This is a genomic window from Microbulbifer yueqingensis, assembly GCF_900100355.1.
Lineage (GTDB): Bacteria > Pseudomonadota > Gammaproteobacteria > Pseudomonadales > Cellvibrionaceae > Microbulbifer > Microbulbifer yueqingensis.
The window spans coordinates 553,355-572,657 of sequence record NZ_FNFH01000002.1 but is presented as its reverse complement, the minus strand read 5'-3'; the positions used below and the strand labels follow the sequence as shown (position 1 = coordinate 572,657).

The window sequence follows — 19,303 nt, the reverse complement described above, 5'->3', positions numbered from 1 at the left end:
ACTGGCAGGCTTGCCTGCCCCTGAAAGGTCTCTATGTAACGCCGGGGTTTTCTGAAGAAAAGCCCGGCTTATAGCAAGATTTTACCTTATACAGAAACGTCCGCGCCTGCAAGGGCAGGCATTGGGAGTGTGGCTGCAGTGTGAAGCGGCAGGTTAAGAGCAGGCGTCGATTGCCGGAAAATCAAAAACGATAACCGATACCAACGCTGTAAACGAAAGGGTCGATTTCCAGATCGGTGGTGACCCGGTTAACACCCGTATCGGAGCGGAAGCGGATATCCACATCGCTGTCGATATCGAGGTACCAGACTGCGGCATTGAACAGCCAGCGACTGCGGGGACCGAAATGCATGTCCACCCCGACCTCGCCGGCCAGCCCCCAGGAATCATCCAGTTCCAGGCTCGCGCCGCGTGTGGCGCCGAGAACATCGACAAAGTAGAGGTTCGCGGGGCCGGCAATGCTTTCATCCATGAAGGTGGTGTAATTAACCCCAAAGCCGATGTATGGCTGGACCCAGGACTCGACACACACAGGGAACCATTGCACGGTCAGTGTGGGGGGCACGTGCTGGATGTCGCCCAGGCGTACCTGGCCAATAGAAGCGCCTTCGGCGTCGGGAAGCCCACGTACATCCAGGTCATGTTCGAAGGGTGTGGCCAGCAGCAGCCCCACTCCCCAGTGATCCGCGAAGATCCAGCTGCCGGTGAATGTGGCGGCGTAGCCGTCGTCCACCAGTACCCGGCTGCCGGGTAGGGGGGTGCCATTCAGTTGTACCTCGCTGGACTTGTCATCCGGTACGGTGGCGCCCAGACCCACGCGGACAATGACATCGCCCTGGCGGTTCTCTGCCAGGGCGCCGGCGGCCAAGAGAAAGGTGGTGAGGGCGATGATGGGGGTGACGGCAGCTTTCATCGGGCGATCATTCCCTGAAAATCCCTGTTCCTTACCGACAGTTTAGACGTAGTAACAGTGGCTCCCGGCCAGGTAGCCTGGGCCGCCAAAATGGGGGCCGCCAGCCGCGCCCGTATATGCCATAATCCGCCGTCTCAGTAGTCAACCCAGCGGTGAGATAATGAAGATAGGAGTCCTCAAGACAGACGATGTACGCAAGGAGCTGGTGGGGGAATTTGGTGAATACCCGGAGATGTTCGCCAAGTTGCTTCGGGACCAGGATCCATCGCTTGAGTTCGTGACCTACGAAGTGCAGCACGGTCATTTTCCCGACGATATCGATGAGGTGGATGCCTATCTCATCACCGGCAGCAAGACAGGGGTCTACGAGGACAAGCCGTGGATCACGCCGCTGATGGAGTTCGTGCGCCTGCTCCACGAGCGTGAGAAGCCCACCATTGGCATCTGCTTCGGCCACCAGCTGATCGCGCAGGCGCTGGGCGGCCGCACCCGCAAATCAGACAAGGGTTGGGGCGTTGGCGTGCACAGCTACGAGTTGCAGGAGACGCCCAGCTGGATGTCGGAGCCCCTCGAGACATTCCGCCTGCTGGTCAGCCACCAGGACCAGGTGGAGGAGTTGCCGCCCGGTGCGAAGGTACTGGCTTCGAGCGATTTTTGCCCCATGGCGATGGTGCAGGTCGATGAGCATATGCTCACCTTCCAGGCACACCCGGAGTTCACCAAGCCTTACTCCAATAGCCTGATGGAGCTGAGAAAGGAGGTATTTGGCGGGGAAGTGGTGGAAAAGGGCCAGGCATCACTGCAGAACGATATTCACGAAAGCACCGTGGCCCGCTGGATGCTGGAGTTCCTGCGCAAGCAGTGAGCACTTACTTTTCGTCGGGGCACCCATCGCCGGGACCGGTTTACCCGGCCCTGCGAGATTGACGGGCTGCCCCGGCCAACATCTCATTTCCACTTGATATTACAGCCCACCGAGGGCGCCTGGTCTTCGCCGGGCTGCTCCCCCCGCAGCACCGCATCCGCGGCCGCGCGCAGGTCGCTGCCATCCACCGGCTCATTATTTCCCGGGCGACTACCATCGAACTGGCCCCGGTAGGCCAGCTTGCCCTCGTGGTCGAACAGGAAGAAATCCGGAGTGCAGGCCGCATCGAAGGCTTTTGCCACTTCCTGTTGCTCATCGACCAGGTAGGGAAAACGATAGCCGCGGGCGGCGATTTCCTCGCGCATCCTTGCCGGGCTGTCTTCGGGGTAGGTGCGGAAGTCGTTGCTGTTAATGGCAACAATGCCCAGCCCCGCCGGAATATATTCTTCCGCGAATTCGGACAGGGCCGCGGCGATATGCTTCACATACGGGCAGTGGTTGCAGATAAACATCACCAGCAGTGGCTTGCCGGTATATTTGTCACTTGATACCACTTCCCCGTTGGCATCCGGCAGGCTGAATGCAGGCATGACACTGCCGAGGGGAACCATAGTTGATGGCGTAAGGGCCATGGGAAACTCCGGGCTCGTTGCTCTTCGTCGATTAAGCACGAGTGTATCAAGGGTTAAAAGCCGGCCAAAGGAAGTTTCTGTCGGGAAATCCGGAGCAAAATCCCTGGGCGCTGGCCAGTTTCAAATGAAGAACGCTGACTGAGTGCCGCCAACAGGTGGTCTCTTTCGCATGTAGGTTGGACGCCCGGCCGGCCTGGTTATTGCCCGTGTGCAGGTGCTACCTGGCTGAACAGCGAGCAAGCCGTTTCCCTGTAGGCCTCTGCATCATAGTACTGGTATTCCTGATCGCAGGAATAACACAGCTTGATCACGTGATCGTCGTCGCTTTTACATGCAAGCGAGCGTAGCTCGCGCCAGCTCCGCATATGGTCTAGCGTTCCCGCTTCGTGCAGTTTGTCTTCGACAATCGGTTTCGGGCCTGTACTCAGGTAGGCAATCACCAGTCCCTGCCAGAAATAGCGCATGGCTTCTTCCCGGTCGGGGCAGTAAGGCAGGATCAGTCGCAGGGCATGGCAGCCGGTAACACCGTGCAGCAGCGTAAAGTCACCGGTGCCCCGGTACGCGGTAAGCGCCACGCGGGCGATATCTTCCAGTCCCAGCTGGCGGGGCTGTATGGGTGTTTCCTTCCAGCCATCATGTCCGGTGACTGCGTGCATATGGTCGCTGATATTTCCCGGTGCCACCTCGACCTGCGGGAAGCGGCGGCTCACGTCCTCGATTACCTCGGCTGCCGCAAGGTCGGTGAACTCATTACTGGCGTCCAGGGTGTAATATTCCAGGTTCCAGTAGGCGAGTCCCATCGCGACTTCCTCCAGGTGCCGGGCATCGATACCGTAGGCTACCCGAATCAGTCCGTGGAAGGCGGCGGTGGCGATGGCCGGGAGCAGGGGCGGCAGCTCGCGGCGCAGGCAGTCGGTCATGCCGTGCTGTTTCAGCTGTTGTTCGTAGTACTGCAGCGCGCTGGGGAAGCGCTCCTCGCGCCGCCGGCAGGTGGAGACGTCTTCCACTGGCTCCACCGGACTACCCGGGCGCAAATCCAGGTGCGGTACCGAGCGCTCGAAGGCGTGCCGGAGTTGCTCGCGAGTGGCGCCGAGGCCATCCAGCGCGATCAGCACCATGGGCAGGTGGTTGGCGAGGCGGTCGCCATAATGGGCATGGTAGCGGCTGGCCGCCTCCAGCAGTTCCGCACAGTAGCGTGTAATCGCCATCCGTTCCCTCCCGCTCCCCGGCAGCAGTTTTTAGAATACTTCCACCCTGTCGCCCAAGTTTATGGTGTGGCCCGCGGGGTTGCCAAAACGGGGCGCCAGGTTCATGCCAAAATAGATTTGTCCATCCGTCCCGCGGCGGAACCGGGCCAGGGTGCGCAGGGGCTCTTTCCGGATCTCCCCGGAGTGTGGATCCAGGCCCGGGATGGCGCAGCGGGCACAGGGGTGGGTGCATTCGAATTCCACCGGCCCGTCGCGGGTATGGACGATCATCCGCTGCCAGTTGTCCTCGGCGAAGGCCGGGCAGCCGCTCACCACCAGGTTGGGGCGGAAATTGAACATGGAGACCGGTTCTGCCAGCCGCCGGTTCAGGTCGTCGAGCGAGGCCTGGCCAATGACCAGCAGTGGTGCCGCATCGGCGAATCCCACCTGCCGGTCTGCGCGCGGCGCGGCCAGCGGGCGCCGGAACTCGGCACCAATTGCCACCAGCCTCACCTGCGTATGCAGCTGTTCGCTGAGCCACCGGGCGGCCTGCTCGCCCGAATCGCGCGCGACCACCTCATCGTCCCAGACCCTTACCCTTAGCATTGACGCTCCATCCGATGGCCGGGCAACCTCTATCGCATCGCCGTTACGGTTCGCGATGCGAATTCCCCTGGCGGTGATGGAAGTGGTGAGCTGTGCCATGCGCCGGAGCCGGCGTTGGGTGAGGAACTGGTTATCGGTATCCACCAGCATCCACCGCCGGTCATCGACGGCGCCGAACCGGTCGAGGGGCAGGGTCCGGGTGCGATAACCCTGGAGTGACTTCACCGGGAACTGGAAGAGATCGGAAACCTGCATAAGGGGAGTCCTGCGGTAGTCTGCCCGGTAGCGCCAGATAGCCTGAAAGCTGGCCACCTGCTGCGAGCCGGTAAGGCTGCCTGTCATTCCGTGCATTGGTGCCAATGTCATTCGGCTGTAGGCAGATGTAATTTGTCTGGGCCGGAAATTCGAATATGATCACAGTCTTGACGTGACATGCGGCCTGCGACACGGGCGCCTCGTGCTCATGCCGGGCTACCGGCGCTGGCTGAAGAAAATAATAACGGGAAAGTGCGATGCGAGTCGCCGGGATATTGTGGGGAATATTTCTGTTCTGCCTGGCACTGGATGGGCAGGCAGAGCCGCTGACAGTGGCTCCGGGCCAGCAGTCCGTGTCCCTGGCACCACACCTGCGCCTGCTGGAAGACCGCGATGGCTCGCTCACCTTCGATGAGCTGCGCCATGCCGCCGAGGGACTCCGGCCCTGGAACGAAAAATCCGCCAACTTTGGCTACACGTCCTCGACCTACTGGGTCGCCTTCACCCTGCGCAATCCCTCCGGCCAGGCGCTGCCGCTCCTTATCCGACAGGACTACCCGCTGATCGATTTCCTGGAGTTCTGGGAGCCCCGGGAAGGTGGCGGCTGGCGGCATGTCGCGACGGGGGATCGCCGGCCGTTTTCCTCCCGCCCGCTGGCCCTGCGCGAATTCGTGTTCCCTGTGACCCTCCCCCCGGCCAGCGAGCGCACCTACTACATGCGTTTTGCCACCCAGGGGGCCATGAACATCGGCCTTTCCGTCAGCAGCGAGGTTTCGCTGATTTCGCACCTGACGCTGGAGCAGTTCCTGCTGGGAGTCTATTACGGTGGCTTCCTGGTGCTGGTGATTTACAACCTCTTGCTGTTCCTGGCGGTCCGGGACCGGGCTTACGGTTTCTACATGGGCTACGCCCTAAGTTACAGCCTTTACTTTGGCGCCCTCAACGGGGTCTCTTTCCAGTTCGTATGGCCGGATAACCCCTGGCTCGCCAATGAAAGCCTGCTTGTGCTGCTGGGCCTGAGCATTATCTTCGGCATCCAGTTTGCCCGGACTATCTGCTCTGGCCGCCAGCTGGCACCGCGGGTGGACCGGGTGGCAGGCCTGCTGCTGTACCTGACCATCGCCCTGACAGTGATTGCACCTTTCGTCGGCTACCGCCTGATGGTCACCACACTCACCGTCCAGGCGCTGCTGGCCAGTGTGCTGATGCTGATCCTGGGGGCTGTCAGCCTCTGGCGCGGATCAATCCCGGCGCGCTACTTCATGGTCGGCTGGGCCACTTTCCTCGCCAGCATCATCGTGTATGTGCTGAAAACATTTGGCTGGCTGCCACACAATCCCTATACCCACAACGCTTTCCAGGTGGCCGCCCTGATCGAGATGGTGTTGCTGTCACTGGCGCTGGGAGCAAGGGTGCGGGAAATACGCCGGCGGGGCTTTACCGACGAACTGTCGGGACTGTGTAACCGGCGCTTCTTCGAGCAGCGCCTGCCGCGCGAGTTCAGCCAGGTGAATCGCTCCGGTTCCCCGCTGTCGCTGCTGTTCATGGACCTGGACCACTTCAAGGCAATCAACGACCGTTATGGCCACGCCCGGGGGGATGAGGCAATCCGTGCGGTCGGCCAACTGATCCTGCAGCAGACCCGCCGGCCGGTGGTCGCCTGCCGTTATGGCGGTGAGGAATTCGCGGTCCTGCTGCCGCAGACGAACGCCGCGCAGGCGGAGGTACTGGCAGGACGGCTGCTGCAAAAAGTGAAGGAGCTGGGCCTGTTTGACCTCCCTATGACCATCAGCATCGGGGTGGCGACTTACGATGGCCACAACTTCGATTCGGCCATGCAGTTGTTTGACGCCGCGGACCGCGCCCTCTATCGGGCCAAGCAACAGGGGCGCGACCGGGTGCAAATGAGTCTTGCTGGCGCAGAGGCCCTCGGGCTCTCCTGATCCCCCAGGGGGCTTTGGTACCTCCAGTAGTCCCGGTAAAATGCCGGCTCACTTTGAGCAGGAATCGGGGCGGGGCTGCCAATGGCCGCTGATATCGGACGCGAAATCCCTGGCGCTAAGCCCGGCAGCCTGCGGCAGTGGTTTGCGGGGCTGGACCGGTTGCTGGCTGAAAGTGCCCGGTGGTGGCAGTTCAGGCCCTTTCACCACCGCCAGTGGTATTGGCGTGACAGCCAGCCGGAACTCTGCCGGGCCCTGGATGCGCTGACCGATGAAGAGCTGGCGTCACTGGAGACGGATATGGAGGCTGCGGGTGAGTGGCTGTCCCCCTGGCTGCCCGCCCGCCAACTGTCTGAGCTTACCCGCCTGCCCCTGCTCGAGTCCCGTGAGCTGCACTCGCCGCCGCGCCTGGACCACGGTGTGCCGGGGCGCAAGTGGCAGCAGATCCTGGCGTTTGCCGCGCGCGTTCCCACCAGCGATGCCCCGCTACTGGAGTGGTGCGCCGGCAAGGGCCACCTGGGGCGGGTACTGGCCGCCTGTGACGGTCGCAACGTCACCAGCCTGGAATGGCAGGAGCGGCTTTGCGCCGAAGGGGCCCGGTTGGCCCGGCGCAGCGGAATGCCGATGGAGTTCGTGCACTGCGATGCCTTTGCGCCGGAAGCGGCAGCCCGGGTGAGCGGCCACGACGCGGTGGCGCTGCACGCCTGCGGCGACCTGCACACGACGCTGATGCGTCACTGGAGTACCGATGGCGGGCACTCCCTGAGCCTGTCCCCCTGCTGTTACCACCTGCTGCGCGGCGACGAGTTCGCGCCGCTCTCGGAAACTGCCCGTAACGGGCAGGTAAAGCTCTCCCGCGACGACCTGCACCTGCCGTTACAGGAAACGGTCACCGCCGGCGCCGGCGTTCGCCGGCTGCGCCATTGCGAGCTGCACTGGCGGATGGCATTCGACGAGCTGCAGCGGGAAGTGCGCGGGGTGGACGAGTACCTGCCGGTACCCAATATACGCAAGAGCCTGCTGAATGCAGGCTTCGAGACCTTCGCCCGCTGGGCGGCGGAGCGGAAGCAGCTGGCGCTGCCGGGGAAAATCGATGAGGCAGCGTGGCTCGAGCGGGGCGCGCAGCGGCGGCACCGCGTCCGGCGCATGGAGCTGGTCGCCCACGTTTTCCGGCGGCCGCTGGAACTGTGGCTGGTGCTGGATCGCGCGCTCTACCTGGAAGAGCAGGGCGCGCGGGTGGAGATAGGGGAATTCTGCACGCGTGAAATCACACCGCGCAATATCCTGATCCGGGCGACCCGCTGAAGCAGGGGCGCGCCGGGACCGCACAAAAAAGGCGGCCACCCGGGCCGCCTTTTTCGTTACAGGACCTGCGGATCAGGTCTTGAGTTTCTTGTACTGCATCCGGTGCGGGGTGGCGTCTTCACCCTTACGCGCCACGAAGTCCTCGTGGTACTCGGTGTAGTTGCCCTCGAAGAACACCACATCGCTCTCGCCCTCGTAGGCCAGGATATGGGTGGCCACCCGGTCCAGGAACCAGCGGTCGTGCGAGATCACCAGGGCGCAGCCGGGGAAGTTCAGCAGTGCTTCTTCCAGTGCGCGCAGGGTCTCGATGTCCAGGTCGTTGGACGGTTCGTCCAGCAGCAGCACGTTGGCGCCCTGCTTGAGGGTGTAGGCCAGGTGCAGTCGCCCGCGTTCACCACCGGACAGCTCGCCCACCCGTTTCTGCTGGTCGCTGCCCTTGAAGTTGAAGCGGCCCACGTAGTTGCGCGAACCCACCTCGTAGTTGCCGATCTTCAGCATGTCGTGGCCGTCGGAGATGGCTTCCCACACGGTCTTGTTGTCGTCCAGGTTCTCCCGGCCCTGCTCGACGTAGGCCACCTGCACGGTTTCGCCGATCTTGATCTCACCGGAATCCGGCTTCTCGGTGCCGGTGATCATGCGGAACAGGGTGGACTTACCGGCGCCGTTACCGCCCACGATGCCCACGATGGCACCCTTGGGCACGCGGAAGGAGAGGTCGTCGATCAGCAGGCGGTCGCCGAAGCCCTTGCTGACTCCGTCGAACTCGATCACGTTGTCGCCCAGGCGCTCACCCGGCGGGATATAGATCTCGTTGGTTTCATTGCGGGCCTGGAAGTCCTGTGACTGCATTTCCTCGAGGCGGGCCAGGCGGGCCTTGCTCTTGGACTGGCGGCCCTTGGGGTTCTGGCGCGCCCATTCCAGTTCTTTCTGCATCGCCTTCTGGCGGGCCTGCTCGCCGCGCTGTTCCTGCTCCAGGCGCTTTTCCTTCTGCTCCAGCCAGGTGGTGTAGTTGCCCTCCCAGGGGATGCCGTGGCCGCGGTCCAGTTCCAGGATCCAGCCGGCGACATTGTCGAGGAAGTAGCGGTCGTGGGTGATGGCTACCACGGTGCCATCGAAGTCGTGCAGGAAGCGCTCCAGCCAGTAGACACTCTCGGCGTCCAGGTGGTTGGTGGGTTCGTCCAGCAGCAGCATGTCCGGGCGCGACAGCAGCAGGCGGCACAGGGCCACGCGGCGCTTCTCACCACCGGACAGGAGGTTCACGTCCGCGTCCCACGGCGGCAGGCGCAGGGCATCGGCGGCGACTTCCAGGCGGTGCTCCAGGTTGTGGGCGTCCCAGGCCTGGATGACATCCTCGTACTGCTGCTGCTTCTTGGCCAGCGCATCGAAGTCGGCGTCCGGCTCGGCGTAGTCGGCGTAGACCTGCTCCAGGCCGGCCAGGGCGTCGATGGCCTCGCGCACGCCGTCCTCCACGTTGCCGCGCACTGTCTTGGCCGGATCCAGCTGCGGCTCCTGCGGCAGGTAGCCCACCTTGATGCCCGGCATCGCGCGGGCCTCGCCGTTGTAGTCCTGGTCCACGCCGGCCATGATGCGCAGCAGGGTGGACTTACCCGCGCCGTTCAGGCCCAGCACGCCGATCTTGGCGCCGGGGAAGAAGGACAGGGAAATATCCTTGAGGATTTCGCGTTTCGGCGGGACTACCTTGCCCACCCGGTTCATTGTGTAGACGTATTCAGCCATTGATTGAGGGCTTCCCGTAAAGAGTTGCAGGATCGGTCAGAAATTGCGCGCAACTTAGCAGGTTGCGTAAAAAGTGCAACCGCGCGCAACACGAGGCGGGCAGAAGGCGCTGTGGCTGACCCCCCGGCCATTCTGTGTTTAACTGCGGCGACTATAAAAAGACAACTGTCAGCAACCAGAGAAACAGCCGAGAGCTTTACAGATGGATCGAGAAGCCAACAGCGAGTCACCGGTCACCTTTCGCCGCCACGGTGCCCTGGCACAGGCGACCCTCAACCTGCCGCGGGCGCTCAACGCCCTGAACCTGGAGATGATCGACCTGCTGTCGGCGCAGCTGGAGCAGTGGGCGCAGGACGACAGCGTGGCCTGTGTCTGGATCGACGGCAGCGGCGACAAGGCCTTCTGTGCCGGCGGCGACGTGGTGGCCCTCTACCGCGAGTCCGCCAGCTATGCGGAGGCCGCGGCGGGCGAAGCCAGGACCACCTACACCACCGACTTCTTCGCGCGCGAATACCGCCTGGATCACCGCATACACACCTATGAGAAGCCCATCGTGGTCTGGGGCGGGGGATATGTCATGGGTGGGGGAATCGGCATCATGGCTGGCGCCAGCCACCGTGTGGTGACGCCCTCAACCCGCATGGCCATGCCGGAAGTGACCATCGGCCTGTTCCCGGATGTGGGCAGCAGCTGGTTCCTGAATCGTATGCCCGGCCGCCTGGGACTGTTCCTGGGGCTCACAGGGGCCCAGTTCGGCGGTAGCGACGCGCTCTTTGCCGGCATGGCCGACCGCATGCTCGCAGACGGGGACCGGCAGCGGGCGCTGGAGGCCGTGGCCGGACTGGATTTCTTCGGTGCGGGCGAGAGCACCCACCAGCTGGTGAGCGACTGCCTCAAGGCGCTGCAGCTTCCCCCCGGGGACCAGCCTTCCTCTTCCCTGCGCGAGCACTATGACATCATCCAGCAGCTGACCGATTACGCTTCCCTGCCGGAGGTGTACCACTCCATCACCGGGTATGACGGGGATGATGCCTGGCTGCAGAAAGCGGCGAGGACACTGGCCGCCGGCTCGCCGATGACGCCGTGGATCGTGTGGGAGCAGTTGCACCGCGCCCGCCACCTGTCGCTGGCGGACGTGTTCCGGATGGAACTGGCGCTGGCGGTCAATCTCTGCAACAGCGGCCACTTCCGGGAGGGCGTGCGCGCGCTGCTGGTGGACAAGGATCGCAACCCGGCCTGGCAGCCGCCACAGCTGGAAGAGGTGCCCGTGGGCGAGGCGTTTTGCTGCTTCCGCGACCCCTGGCCACAGCACCCCCTGCGGGACCTGTGAAGGCCGGCGACGCTCACGGACGGTCGCAGGGACAAAAAGAGTGTGTAGAAAAACAGAATAAAAAAACATAACAAAAGGGAAACTGGAGATGCAGAAAGTAGCGTTTATCGGTCTCGGCCACATGGGCGGACCCATGGCCGCGAACCTGGTCAGGGCGGGATTTACTGTGACCGCGTTCGATCTGTCGGAAGAGGCCCTGGCGCAGGCGGAAGCGCAGGGCTGCCGGCGTGCGGCCAGTGCGCAGGAGGCTGTTGCCGGAGTCGATGCGGTGGTTTCCATGCTCACCACCGGTGACGTGGTCAAGGGCGTGTACCTGGGCGCCCGCGGGCTGCTGCAGGCAGTGGACGACGGCACGCTGGTGGTGGACTGTTCCACCATCGCAGCGAATGATGCGCGCCAGCTGGTGGCTGCCGCCAATGAGCGCGGGCTTCAGGCCATCGACGCGCCCGTCTCCGGCGGCACCGCCGCGGCCGGGGCGGGCACGCTGTCATTCATGTGTGGCGGCGAGAAGGCGGCGGTGGAAGCGGCACGACCGCTACTGGAGGCGATGGGCGCCAATGTCTTCCACGCCGGGCCGGCCGGTTCCGGCCAGGTGGCGAAAATCTGCAACAACATGCTGCTGGCGATCCACATGATCGGCACCGCCGAGGCCCTGCAGATGGGGGTGGATAACGGGCTGGACCCGAAGGTGTTGTCCGAGATCATGCGCGCCAGTTCAGGCGGCAACTGGTCGCTGGAGAAGTACAATCCCTATCCGGGCGTAATGGAGGGGGGGCCGGCCTCGCGCGAATACGAGGGCGGGTTTTCCGTGCAGCTGATGCTGAAGGACCTGGGGCTGGCGATGGACACCGCCGCGGGCAGCGCCTCGTCCACGCCACTCGGTGCCCTGGCCAGGAACCTGTACCAGCTGTATGGCGCGGACCCGGAGCACCGGGTACTGGATTTCTCCAGCATCCAGAACCTGTTCCGCCGCCCCGCCGGCGATTAACCTCCTTCAGGGCCGGGCTCAGGCGCCGGCCCGGTCCTCTACCGCAGAAGTCTCCTCGCTTTCTGCGAGCCACTCCAGCGCCTCCCCGCGGGACTCGAAGTACTGTAGTTCGGCCGCGGTGAACCAGTTGCCCACCCGCGTCGCCAGTGCCTGCCACTTTTCATCCCCGAGCACGGCCACGCGGGAGAATTGCTTGCCGTGGCGCAGCCCCAGTTTGAGGTCATCCCAGGCCGCCCGCAGTTCCCATCCCTCGAGGTCGGTAATGTCCACCAGTGCCTTGACCCGGGGGTGGGCGACGGCACCGAGGGCACTCTCGAGCAGGGGCGTGATGATTTCATAATCATCGTGGGTAAGCTTGCCCGTCACCTGCAGGTACAGGAAAAATTCAGAACCGACGCGTTCGATTCCAATGGACAGGCCATGGCGCTTCACTTTGGTCATCTTGCTCTCCTTGTCGTTCTTGCGATTACCGCTCCCGATGCCCGGTGCCGTCAGGCAGTGGCGCACGCGGGCTGCTGGAAGTTGGCGATATAGTCGTGCAGTGAGTCGTACATTCTCCTCAGGTCCGGGTTGAACAGGGGATCGCGCTGGACCTGCAGCTGCCGCTCGATATCCGCCCAGTCCGCCGCCGTCAACAAGCGCTCCAGCTGGGGAAAGATCTCGCGGTTCTCCCGCTCCATATGCTGGCGCTGCAACTGCAGGTACTCGCGCACGGGCCCGAACAGCTGGCTGCGCTCTACTGCCGCGTCATTGGCAATGGCGTAGAAGAGGGTGTTCATGCGGCGCGTGGCGGAGACCAGTGCCTTGTGTTCCGCCATGGTTCGGTCTACCGGTACCAGGTTGGCGGCCGGCTTGGTCCGCAAACGCTCCATTGCCAGGTCTTCCAGCGGGTGGTGCCAGCGGTCCGGGTAGACGCTGATGTAGTCGAGTGCATCGAGGATAAGCCCGAGTGTTGCCGGATCCCGTTCGCGCCGGCCGAAATCTTCCAGCAACGCCTCGAAGGCGTCGAGGAGCTGCTGCATATTGCGGTGGTCGCGGCAGAGCTGTCTGTAGAGGTCATGCATGGCGGTCTCCATCCCCGGAGTCGAGTCGATGGACCCAGTATTGGTGCCCGGGTTGGCCGGGCCCTTGACCTGCATCAAGTGGCTCGCGCTTCGGCGCCGGCATCAGCGCGCGCAATACGTCCCCGGGTACAGAGGTCACCGGGCGCAGGGGGCACCGGGCGCAGGGGGCACCGGGCGCAGGGGGCACCGGCTTCGGTGAGAGGGCTGTTTCCCGGCCAGTTGATTTACATCAATCGCACCTCGCCGGGGCGCGCTTAATCTGCGCCTGTCCGTTCGCCGGGGAGACTTTCAAAAATACCAACATGTCTCCCCGTGCGGGCGGGCACCACGATTCAGTTATGGAGAACCCTATGAAATCAATTGCCGCCCTGGCCGGCCTACTCGTTTCAATGTCCGCAACCGCCTACCAGCCCGGCGAGCTGATCCTGCGCAGTGGCGCGGCGACGGTCAGCCCGGACACCGGCTCCAGCGCACTGTTCCTGGATGGCTCGGAACTCGCGGGTACGGCTGTCGATGTGGAAGACGGTACCGCCCTGGGACTCACCGGCACCTATATGTTGACCGGGCAGTGGGGCGTGGAGCTGGTGGCCGCCTCGCCTTTCAGCCATGACATCGAGGTGCAGGGGCTGGGCCAGCCGCTGGCCCTGGGCGATACCAGTCACCTGCCGCCGACACTGCTGCTGCAGTGGTACCCGCGCCTGGGCGGATCCCCCCTGCAGCCCTACCTCGGCCTGGGGGTGAATTACACGGCGTTCTTCGACGAGCAGGTGGACGGTGCTGCAAACGAACTCTTTGCCGCGCTCGGCGCCACGGGTGAAGCCGACCTGTCACTCGAAAACTCCGTGGGGCTCGCGGTAGAGGCGGGAGTAGATTTCAGCTTCGGCCAGGACCGTCGCTGGCTGCTCAACATGAGCGTCCTGTGGATGGATATCGACACCGAGGCCGAGGTTCATGTGCCGGGCGTTGGCACCATCGCCGCGGACGTGGAGCTGGACCCGCTGGTTACTGTGGCCGGGCTCGGCTACCGCTTCTGATTACCAGGATCCGGATAATTTCCCTGAACTGCAGACAATAGAGGAGCCGGCGCCCGACGGCCCGGCTCCGGGATGACCCAAGATGACCGCTCTCCACCAACACGCCGATACTGCACTCTCGACTGACCTGCTGTCCCGCTACAGTGGCCCGTGTCCCCGTTACACATCCTACCCGACCGCGGACCGCTTCGTGCCGCTGCAGGAGGGCATGCGGCCCTGGGATGCATTACGGGAAATCGACAGCCTGTCGCTGTACGTGCACATTCCTTTCTGTCACTCCCTGTGCTATTTCTGCGCGTGCAACAAGGTCATCACCAACCAGTACGGGCTGGCCTCCAGCTACCTGGACCGGGTGCTGGAAGAGGCGCGCTGGTACCGCGACCGGGTAGCCGCAGCCCCGGTGGTGCAGCTCCATCTTGGCGGCGGCACGCCCACCTTCCTCACCGACTCGGACCTGCGCCGGCTGGTGGAGGGGCTGGGCGAGATCTTCGACCTGCGCCGCGACGACACCATCGAGTACAGTGTCGAGGCCGATCCGCGCACCTTCCGCCTGGACACCCTGGATACCCTGCGGGAACTGGGCTTTAACCGCCTGAGCCTCGGCATCCAGGACTTCAATCCTCAGGTGCAGCGGGCGATCAACCGTATCTGCGCCCCGGAAGCGGTGGAGCAGATTACCTGCGCCGCCCGCGAGCGGGGCTTTCGTTCTATTTCCTATGACCTGATCCACGGGTTGCCGCACCAGACGGTGGATACCCTGCGGGAAACCATTGACCGGGTGGTGGCGATGGGGCCGGACCGCATCGCGCTCTACCACTACGCCCACCTGCCGGAGCGCTTCAAGGCCCAGCGGCTGATCAATACCGACGCCATGCCGGCCCCGGCGGACAAGATTGCCATGCAGGTGGGAGCTGTCGAAATGCTGGGGGACGCGGGCTACGAGTTCCTGGGCATGGACCACTTTGCCCTGCCGGGCGACGAACTGGCCCGCGCAGCACGCGCCGGCGAGCTGCGGCGCAATTTCCAGGGCTATACCCTGATGCCTGCGGATGCGTTGATTGGCCTGGGCGCCTCGGCGATCAGCTACAGTGCCGGCGGGTACTGGCAGAACCACCACCGGCTGAAAGACTATGTGGAAGCCATCCGTGAGCGGGGCTTCGCCGGTTTCCGGGGCTGGGCCATGTCGGAGGATGACCGGCTGCGCCAGTACCTGATCATGGAGCTGATGTGCCGCATGCGACTGGACCACCAGGCCGTGGCAGAGCGTGCCGGCGCGCCGCTGGCAGAGGCGTTCGCTGCCGAGCTGGAGCGCCTGCAGCCGCTGATGACTGACGGCCTGGTGCGCGAAGAAGGCGGCGACCTGGTCATCACCGACCGCGGACGCTGGTTCACACGCAATGTGGCGGCGGCCTTCGACGCCTACCTGCACGAACCTGCCGGCGAGCGGCGTTACTCCCGGGTACTCTGAGTCGTGCAACCGGTTGCCGGAAGGCGCGCAAATCGACCGAGACGGCAGGTGCATGAACCGGTACAATGCCGGTTTTATGACCAGCCGGGGGCAGCCCATGAAAGACAGTCGCCATGCAGTACGGTGCAGTGAATGCTCGGTCCGTCGCCTGTGCCTGCCAGCCGGGCTGCCGGTGGAAGATATCGACCGGCTTGAGCGGGTGACGCGCAACAAGCGGCTGGTGAAGGCGGGGGAGACGCTCTATCGCAGCGGTGATTCCTTCCATAATCTCTATGCCATCCGCTCCGGCAGCTTCAAGACCGCCGTGATCGCGTCCGACGGGGATACCCAGGTGACGCATTTCGCGCTGCCCGGGGAACTGCTCGGGCTGGATGCCTATAGCAGCCGTACCCATCCCAGTTACGCCGAGGCCCTGGAGGACAGCAGTATCTGCGTGCTGCCCTTCAGCCAGCTGGAAAGCCTGGCGCAGGAAGTTCCCGCCCTGCAGCAGCAGATCTACAGTATCTTCTCGGAAGAGTTGCGGCAGGAGAACGAGATCCTGCTGCTGCTGGGCAAGCGCGCAGCCAACGCGCGCCTGGCGGCACTGCTGGTGAATATTTCCAGCCGCTATGCCCGGCGCGGATATTCTGCCAGCCGGTTCGTACTCTCAATGCCGCGCATGGATATCGCCAATTACCTGGGGCTGACGCCTGAAACCGTGAGCCGCCTGTTCAAGGCGCTGCAGAAAGACGGGCTGATCCGGGTAAGCGGGCGCGAGGTCGAAGTGCTTGACCTGATCGCGCTCAGCGAATTGGCCGGCACCCACTGCGGCTACGATGAGAGCGAAATCGGCCGCCGTTCCGTCTCTGTCTGAGCGGGTACCGGCGTTTAAATACCTGTCTCCTCCAGCCGTTAGCGGCCTGCGCTCAGGCCGGTGCGGCAGCGGGCAGGTTGCTCACATATTTTCGCACCGCCTCATACTGGCCGCGCATGGCCGGGCCGAACACCGCGTCCTCGCACTCACTCAGGCGGTCCCGGACCAGTTCCCAGTCGACGTCACCCAGGTAGCGCTCCATCAGCGGGAAGATGCAGTGCTCTTCCAGCATGATGTGGGCCCGCTGGGCTACGAGATACTCTTTTGCGGCGCCGCGCAGGTAGTCGCGCTCTACGGCGCAGTCGTTGGCGACGGCGTAGAAGAGTTCTTTCATCCTGCGGGTTTCCTGGCCCAGCCGCCGGTGCTCCGCCCGGGCGCGAGCAATCAGTTCGGGCTCGATACCCTGATTGCCCTTGGCAAGCAGCAGGTCGAAAACCATTTCCTCAACCGGGTGGTGCCACTTTTCGGGGTAGATGGCGATGTAATCCAGGGCCTCCAGGATCAGGTCGAGGGTTGACGGATCGCGCTCCTCGCGGGCCATCTCTGCCAGTAGCTGTTCGAACGCGTCGAGCATCTGCCGGATATTGCTGTGGTCCCGGCACAGTTGTACATAGATGCTGTCCATCGCTGTCTCCGTCTCTTGATAATTGGGGTAACCCTTCTTAACCGTGCAACCTCATGGTTGAGGCTTTGTTATCGAGGTTGATTGGTTAGCGTTGTCCTGTCGTGATATCCCTTAAAGCCCTCGCGCTGGCACAGGCGCACTTATCGGTTCTTCTGCTATTGCGGGATATCCTGGTGCGAACGACTCGCCGCCCTGCATGCCGTGATGTGACGGGGCGCACTTGCAGAGCCCAGAAAATGTAGCAGCATGCAGGATAGTTATGCTGCCGCAGGCGCCAGGCAGCGGGCGATTGTAATTTTTCCCGGGTGAGGGAACGATTCCGGCGACAGTCGGGTCTATTGCCGTCCGGGACGGGTTGGCCTTTCGACTGTGAACCCGTGACTGGTCGGACTGGAAAAAGGCGGATAGAATCCGCGCAAATTTGATCACCACAACAATCTGGGGATTTTCCTATGCGTAAATTGGCGACGGGCCTGGCGGCCTTGGCACTGGTTTGTTCTTCCGCAGCGAACGCCGAGGGCGGTTACTGGGGCGGCACACTTGGCCTGATGACCGTGGACGCCGACATTGTCGACGATCCGATCAACTTCGGCCTGCGCGGTGGCTACACCTTCGCTTCCGGCTGGGGCTTCGAGGGTGAATACACTAATTCCCTGATCAGCGGTGCAGCCGATGTCTTTGACGGTCGCGACGTCGATGTCGACATCCAGACCCTGGGCGGCTACGGCACCTACCGTTCCTTCGGCGATGTCTACTTCAAGGGCCGCCTGGGCCTGATTTACGAGGACGTGAGCATCGGTGGTTACAGCAGCGACGATACCGGCATCTCCCTCGGCGGCGGCATCGGCCTGAACCTGAGCCCGAACACCAATGTCGAGTTCGAGTACACCATGATTGAAGAGGACGTCAATTTCTGGTCCGGCACCATGACCCTGACCTTCTGATCCCCCTTCCCGGCGCGGCCACACGGCCGCGCCGTCTCCCCCGGGTTTTTTGCCCGCCAGCTTCCCGACCCTTGGGTCAATAGAACTCCCTGTCCCGCCGCACCTCACCCAAATTGGGGCGCAGACCACTTTTGCTTGGTGTACAATGCGCGCCTTTCTACAGTTGTGCCAATGGCCTCTGTGCCTGCAGGTGCAGCGTCCACAGCCCGATTCATTGAGGGAAAACCATGTTTGATCCATCAGTCACACTCTCCTCTTACGACCCGGAAGTCTGGGAAGCCATCCAGGAAGAGGACCGCCGCCAGGAAGAGCATATCGAGCTGATCGCCTCCGAAAACTACACCAGCCCGCTGGTGATGGCGGCGCAGGGCAGCAGCATGACCAACAAGTACGCTGAGGGTTACCCCGGCAAGCGGTATTACGGCGGCTGTGAGTACGTGGACAAGGTGGAAGTGCTGGCCATCGAGCGCGCCAAGAAGCTGTTCGGTGCCGACTATGCCAATGTGCAGCCGCACTCCGGCTCCCAGGCCAACGCCGCGGTCTACCAGGCACTGTGCGCCCCGGGCGACACTGTGCTGGGCATGAGCCTGGCCCACGGTGGGCACCTGACCCATGGTGCGCGGGTCAACTTCTCCGGCAAGATCTACAACGCGGTGCAGTACGGGCTGAACCCGGACACCGGCGAGGTGGACTACGAGGAAGTGGAACGCCTGGCGCTGGAGCACAAGCCGAAAATGATCGTGGGCGGTTTCTCTGCCTACAGCCGCATCATGGACTGGGCACGTTTCCGCGAGATCGCCGACAAGGTGGGCGCCTACCTGCTGGTGGACATGGCCCACGTGGCCGGCCTGGTGGCCACCGGTGAATACCCGTCGCCGATCCCCCACGCCGACGTGGTGACCTCCACCACCCACAAGACACTGCGCGGCCCGCGCGGCGGCATCATCCTGGCGAAGGCCAACGAAGAGATCGAGAAGAAGCTCAACTCTGCCGTATTCCCCGGTGGCCAGGGCGGCCCGCTGATGCACGTGATCGCGGCCAAGGCGGTGTCCTTCAAGGAGGCCATGACCCCCGAATACAAGCAGTACCAGAAGAAGGTGGTGGAGAATGCCCGCGCCATGGCCGAGACCTTCCTCGACCGGGGCATCAACATCGTCTCCGGCGGTACCGATGACCACCTGATGCTGGTGGACCTGATCGGCAAGGAGTACACCGGTAAGGATGCGGACGAGGCGCTGGGCCGTGCCAATATCACCGTGAACAAGAACGCGGTGCCCAATGACCCGCGCTCGCCGTTCATCACCTCTGGCCTGCGGGTCGGCACCCCGGCCATCACCACCCGCGGTTTCGGTGTGGAGGAGACCCGGCAGCTGACCCACTGGATCTGCGATGTGCTGGATGCGCTGGAGAAGGGCGACGCCGAGGGCACCATTGCCGAGGTGAAGCAGAAGGTGCTGGATATCTGCGCCAAATTCCCGGTGTACCGGAAGTAACCTGCAGCCGGTTCTCGCACTGCATCCAAAGCGGCCCGCAGGGGCCGCTTTTTTATGCTCGCAG

General features: G+C 63.4%; 18 protein-coding genes. 10 read left to right on the top strand and 8 right to left on the bottom strand.

From position 1 onward, the window contains the following. Window positions 1-181: 181 nt before the first annotated feature. Window positions 182-913, bottom strand: coding sequence for an OmpW/AlkL family protein (locus BLT26_RS06310; protein WP_091510355.1), 732 nt, complete (start codon window positions 911-913; stop codon window positions 182-184). Window positions 914-1,073: 160 nt separating this feature from the next. On the opposite strand from BLT26_RS06310, the gene BLT26_RS06305 reads away from it, so the two are divergent. Beyond that, the gene (locus BLT26_RS06305; RefSeq protein WP_091510351.1) at window positions 1,074-1,778 is read left to right on the top strand and encodes a glutamine amidotransferase-related protein; all 705 of its coding nucleotides are present in this window, start codon (window positions 1,074-1,076) and stop codon (window positions 1,776-1,778) included. 83 nt (window positions 1,779-1,861) lie between these two features. On the opposite strand, the gene BLT26_RS06300 is transcribed toward BLT26_RS06305, so the two are convergent. From BLT26_RS06300 to BLT26_RS06290, 3 genes are all read right to left on the bottom strand, one after another. Further along, window positions 1,862-2,410, bottom strand: a complete 549-nt coding sequence (locus tag BLT26_RS06300) for a thioredoxin family protein (protein WP_091510348.1) — start codon at window positions 2,408-2,410, stop codon at window positions 1,862-1,864. Between the two features lie 197 nt (window positions 2,411-2,607). Beyond that, window positions 2,608-3,618, bottom strand: a complete 1,011-nt coding sequence (locus BLT26_RS06295; protein ID WP_091510345.1) for a questin oxidase family protein — start codon at window positions 3,616-3,618, stop codon at window positions 2,608-2,610. Between the two features lie 30 nt (window positions 3,619-3,648). After that, window positions 3,649-4,554: an MOSC domain-containing protein gene (locus tag BLT26_RS06290; RefSeq protein WP_175453043.1), complete on the bottom strand. Its 906-nt coding sequence runs from the start codon at window positions 4,552-4,554 to the stop codon at window positions 3,649-3,651. 179 nt (window positions 4,555-4,733) lie between these two features. Here BLT26_RS06290 and BLT26_RS06285 point away from each other — a divergent pair, with 179 nt between their 5' ends. Both BLT26_RS06285 and BLT26_RS06280 read left to right on the top strand, forming a co-directional pair. Further along, entirely contained in the window at window positions 4,734-6,401 is a 1,668-nt protein-coding gene (locus BLT26_RS06285; protein ID WP_245720613.1) for a diguanylate cyclase, read from the top strand. Between the two features lie 81 nt (window positions 6,402-6,482). Continuing rightward, the gene (locus BLT26_RS06280) at window positions 6,483-7,703 is read left to right on the top strand and encodes a methyltransferase (protein ID WP_091510334.1); all 1,221 of its coding nucleotides are present in this window, start codon (window positions 6,483-6,485) and stop codon (window positions 7,701-7,703) included. Window positions 7,704-7,775: 72 nt separating this feature from the next. Here BLT26_RS06280 and ettA read toward each other — a convergent pair whose 3' ends face one another. Continuing rightward, window positions 7,776-9,440, bottom strand: a complete 1,665-nt coding sequence (gene ettA, locus BLT26_RS06275; protein ID WP_091510331.1) for an energy-dependent translational throttle protein EttA — start codon at window positions 9,438-9,440, stop codon at window positions 7,776-7,778. 202 nt (window positions 9,441-9,642) lie between these two features. Here ettA and BLT26_RS06270 point away from each other — a divergent pair, with 202 nt between their 5' ends. Then, window positions 9,643-10,770 (top strand): enoyl-CoA hydratase/isomerase family protein, encoded by a 1,128-nt coding sequence (locus tag BLT26_RS06270; protein ID WP_091510327.1) that lies wholly within the window; start codon window positions 9,643-9,645, stop codon window positions 10,768-10,770. An 88-nt stretch (window positions 10,771-10,858) separates the two neighbouring features. After that, the gene (gene mmsB / locus BLT26_RS06265; protein WP_091510324.1) at window positions 10,859-11,758 is read left to right on the top strand and encodes a 3-hydroxyisobutyrate dehydrogenase; all 900 of its coding nucleotides are present in this window, start codon (window positions 10,859-10,861) and stop codon (window positions 11,756-11,758) included. A gap of 18 nt (window positions 11,759-11,776) precedes the next feature. Here mmsB and BLT26_RS06260 read toward each other — a convergent pair whose 3' ends face one another. Then, the gene (locus BLT26_RS06260) at window positions 11,777-12,199 is read right to left on the bottom strand and encodes a SpoIIAA family protein (protein WP_091511089.1); all 423 of its coding nucleotides are present in this window, start codon (window positions 12,197-12,199) and stop codon (window positions 11,777-11,779) included. A gap of 50 nt (window positions 12,200-12,249) precedes the next feature. Next, complete coding sequence (locus BLT26_RS06255; RefSeq protein WP_091511085.1) at window positions 12,250-12,822, bottom strand: hemerythrin domain-containing protein; 573 nt, start codon at window positions 12,820-12,822, stop codon at window positions 12,250-12,252. 350 nt (window positions 12,823-13,172) lie between these two features. On the opposite strand from BLT26_RS06255, the gene BLT26_RS06250 reads away from it, so the two are divergent. The 3 genes from BLT26_RS06250 (at window position 13,173) to fnr (ending at window position 16,177) form a co-directional block, all read left to right on the top strand. Beyond that, complete coding sequence (locus BLT26_RS06250; RefSeq protein WP_217631378.1) at window positions 13,173-13,856, top strand: OmpW/AlkL family protein; 684 nt, start codon at window positions 13,173-13,175, stop codon at window positions 13,854-13,856. Between the two features lie 82 nt (window positions 13,857-13,938). Then, window positions 13,939-15,324 carry an oxygen-independent coproporphyrinogen III oxidase gene (gene hemN, locus BLT26_RS06245; RefSeq protein WP_091510315.1) on the top strand — a complete coding sequence of 462 codons (1,386 nt, stop codon included), beginning with the start codon at window positions 13,939-13,941 and terminating at the stop codon, window positions 15,322-15,324. Window positions 15,325-15,421: 97 nt separating this feature from the next. Then, window positions 15,422-16,177, top strand: a complete 756-nt coding sequence (fnr, locus tag BLT26_RS06240; protein WP_091511081.1) for a fumarate/nitrate reduction transcriptional regulator Fnr — start codon at window positions 15,422-15,424, stop codon at window positions 16,175-16,177. Window positions 16,178-16,229: 52 nt separating this feature from the next. On the opposite strand, the gene BLT26_RS06235 is transcribed toward fnr, so the two are convergent. Then, window positions 16,230-16,802, bottom strand: coding sequence for a hemerythrin domain-containing protein (locus tag BLT26_RS06235; protein ID WP_091510312.1), 573 nt, complete (start codon window positions 16,800-16,802; stop codon window positions 16,230-16,232). 452 nt (window positions 16,803-17,254) lie between these two features. Here BLT26_RS06235 and BLT26_RS06230 point away from each other — a divergent pair, with 452 nt between their 5' ends. Both BLT26_RS06230 and glyA read left to right on the top strand, forming a co-directional pair. Beyond that, window positions 17,255-17,746, top strand: coding sequence for an outer membrane beta-barrel protein (locus BLT26_RS06230; protein WP_091510309.1), 492 nt, complete (start codon window positions 17,255-17,257; stop codon window positions 17,744-17,746). Window positions 17,747-17,973: 227 nt separating this feature from the next. After that, window positions 17,974-19,239: a serine hydroxymethyltransferase gene (glyA, locus tag BLT26_RS06225; RefSeq protein WP_091510304.1), complete on the top strand. Its 1,266-nt coding sequence runs from the start codon at window positions 17,974-17,976 to the stop codon at window positions 19,237-19,239. Window positions 19,240-19,303 lie beyond the last annotated feature (64 nt).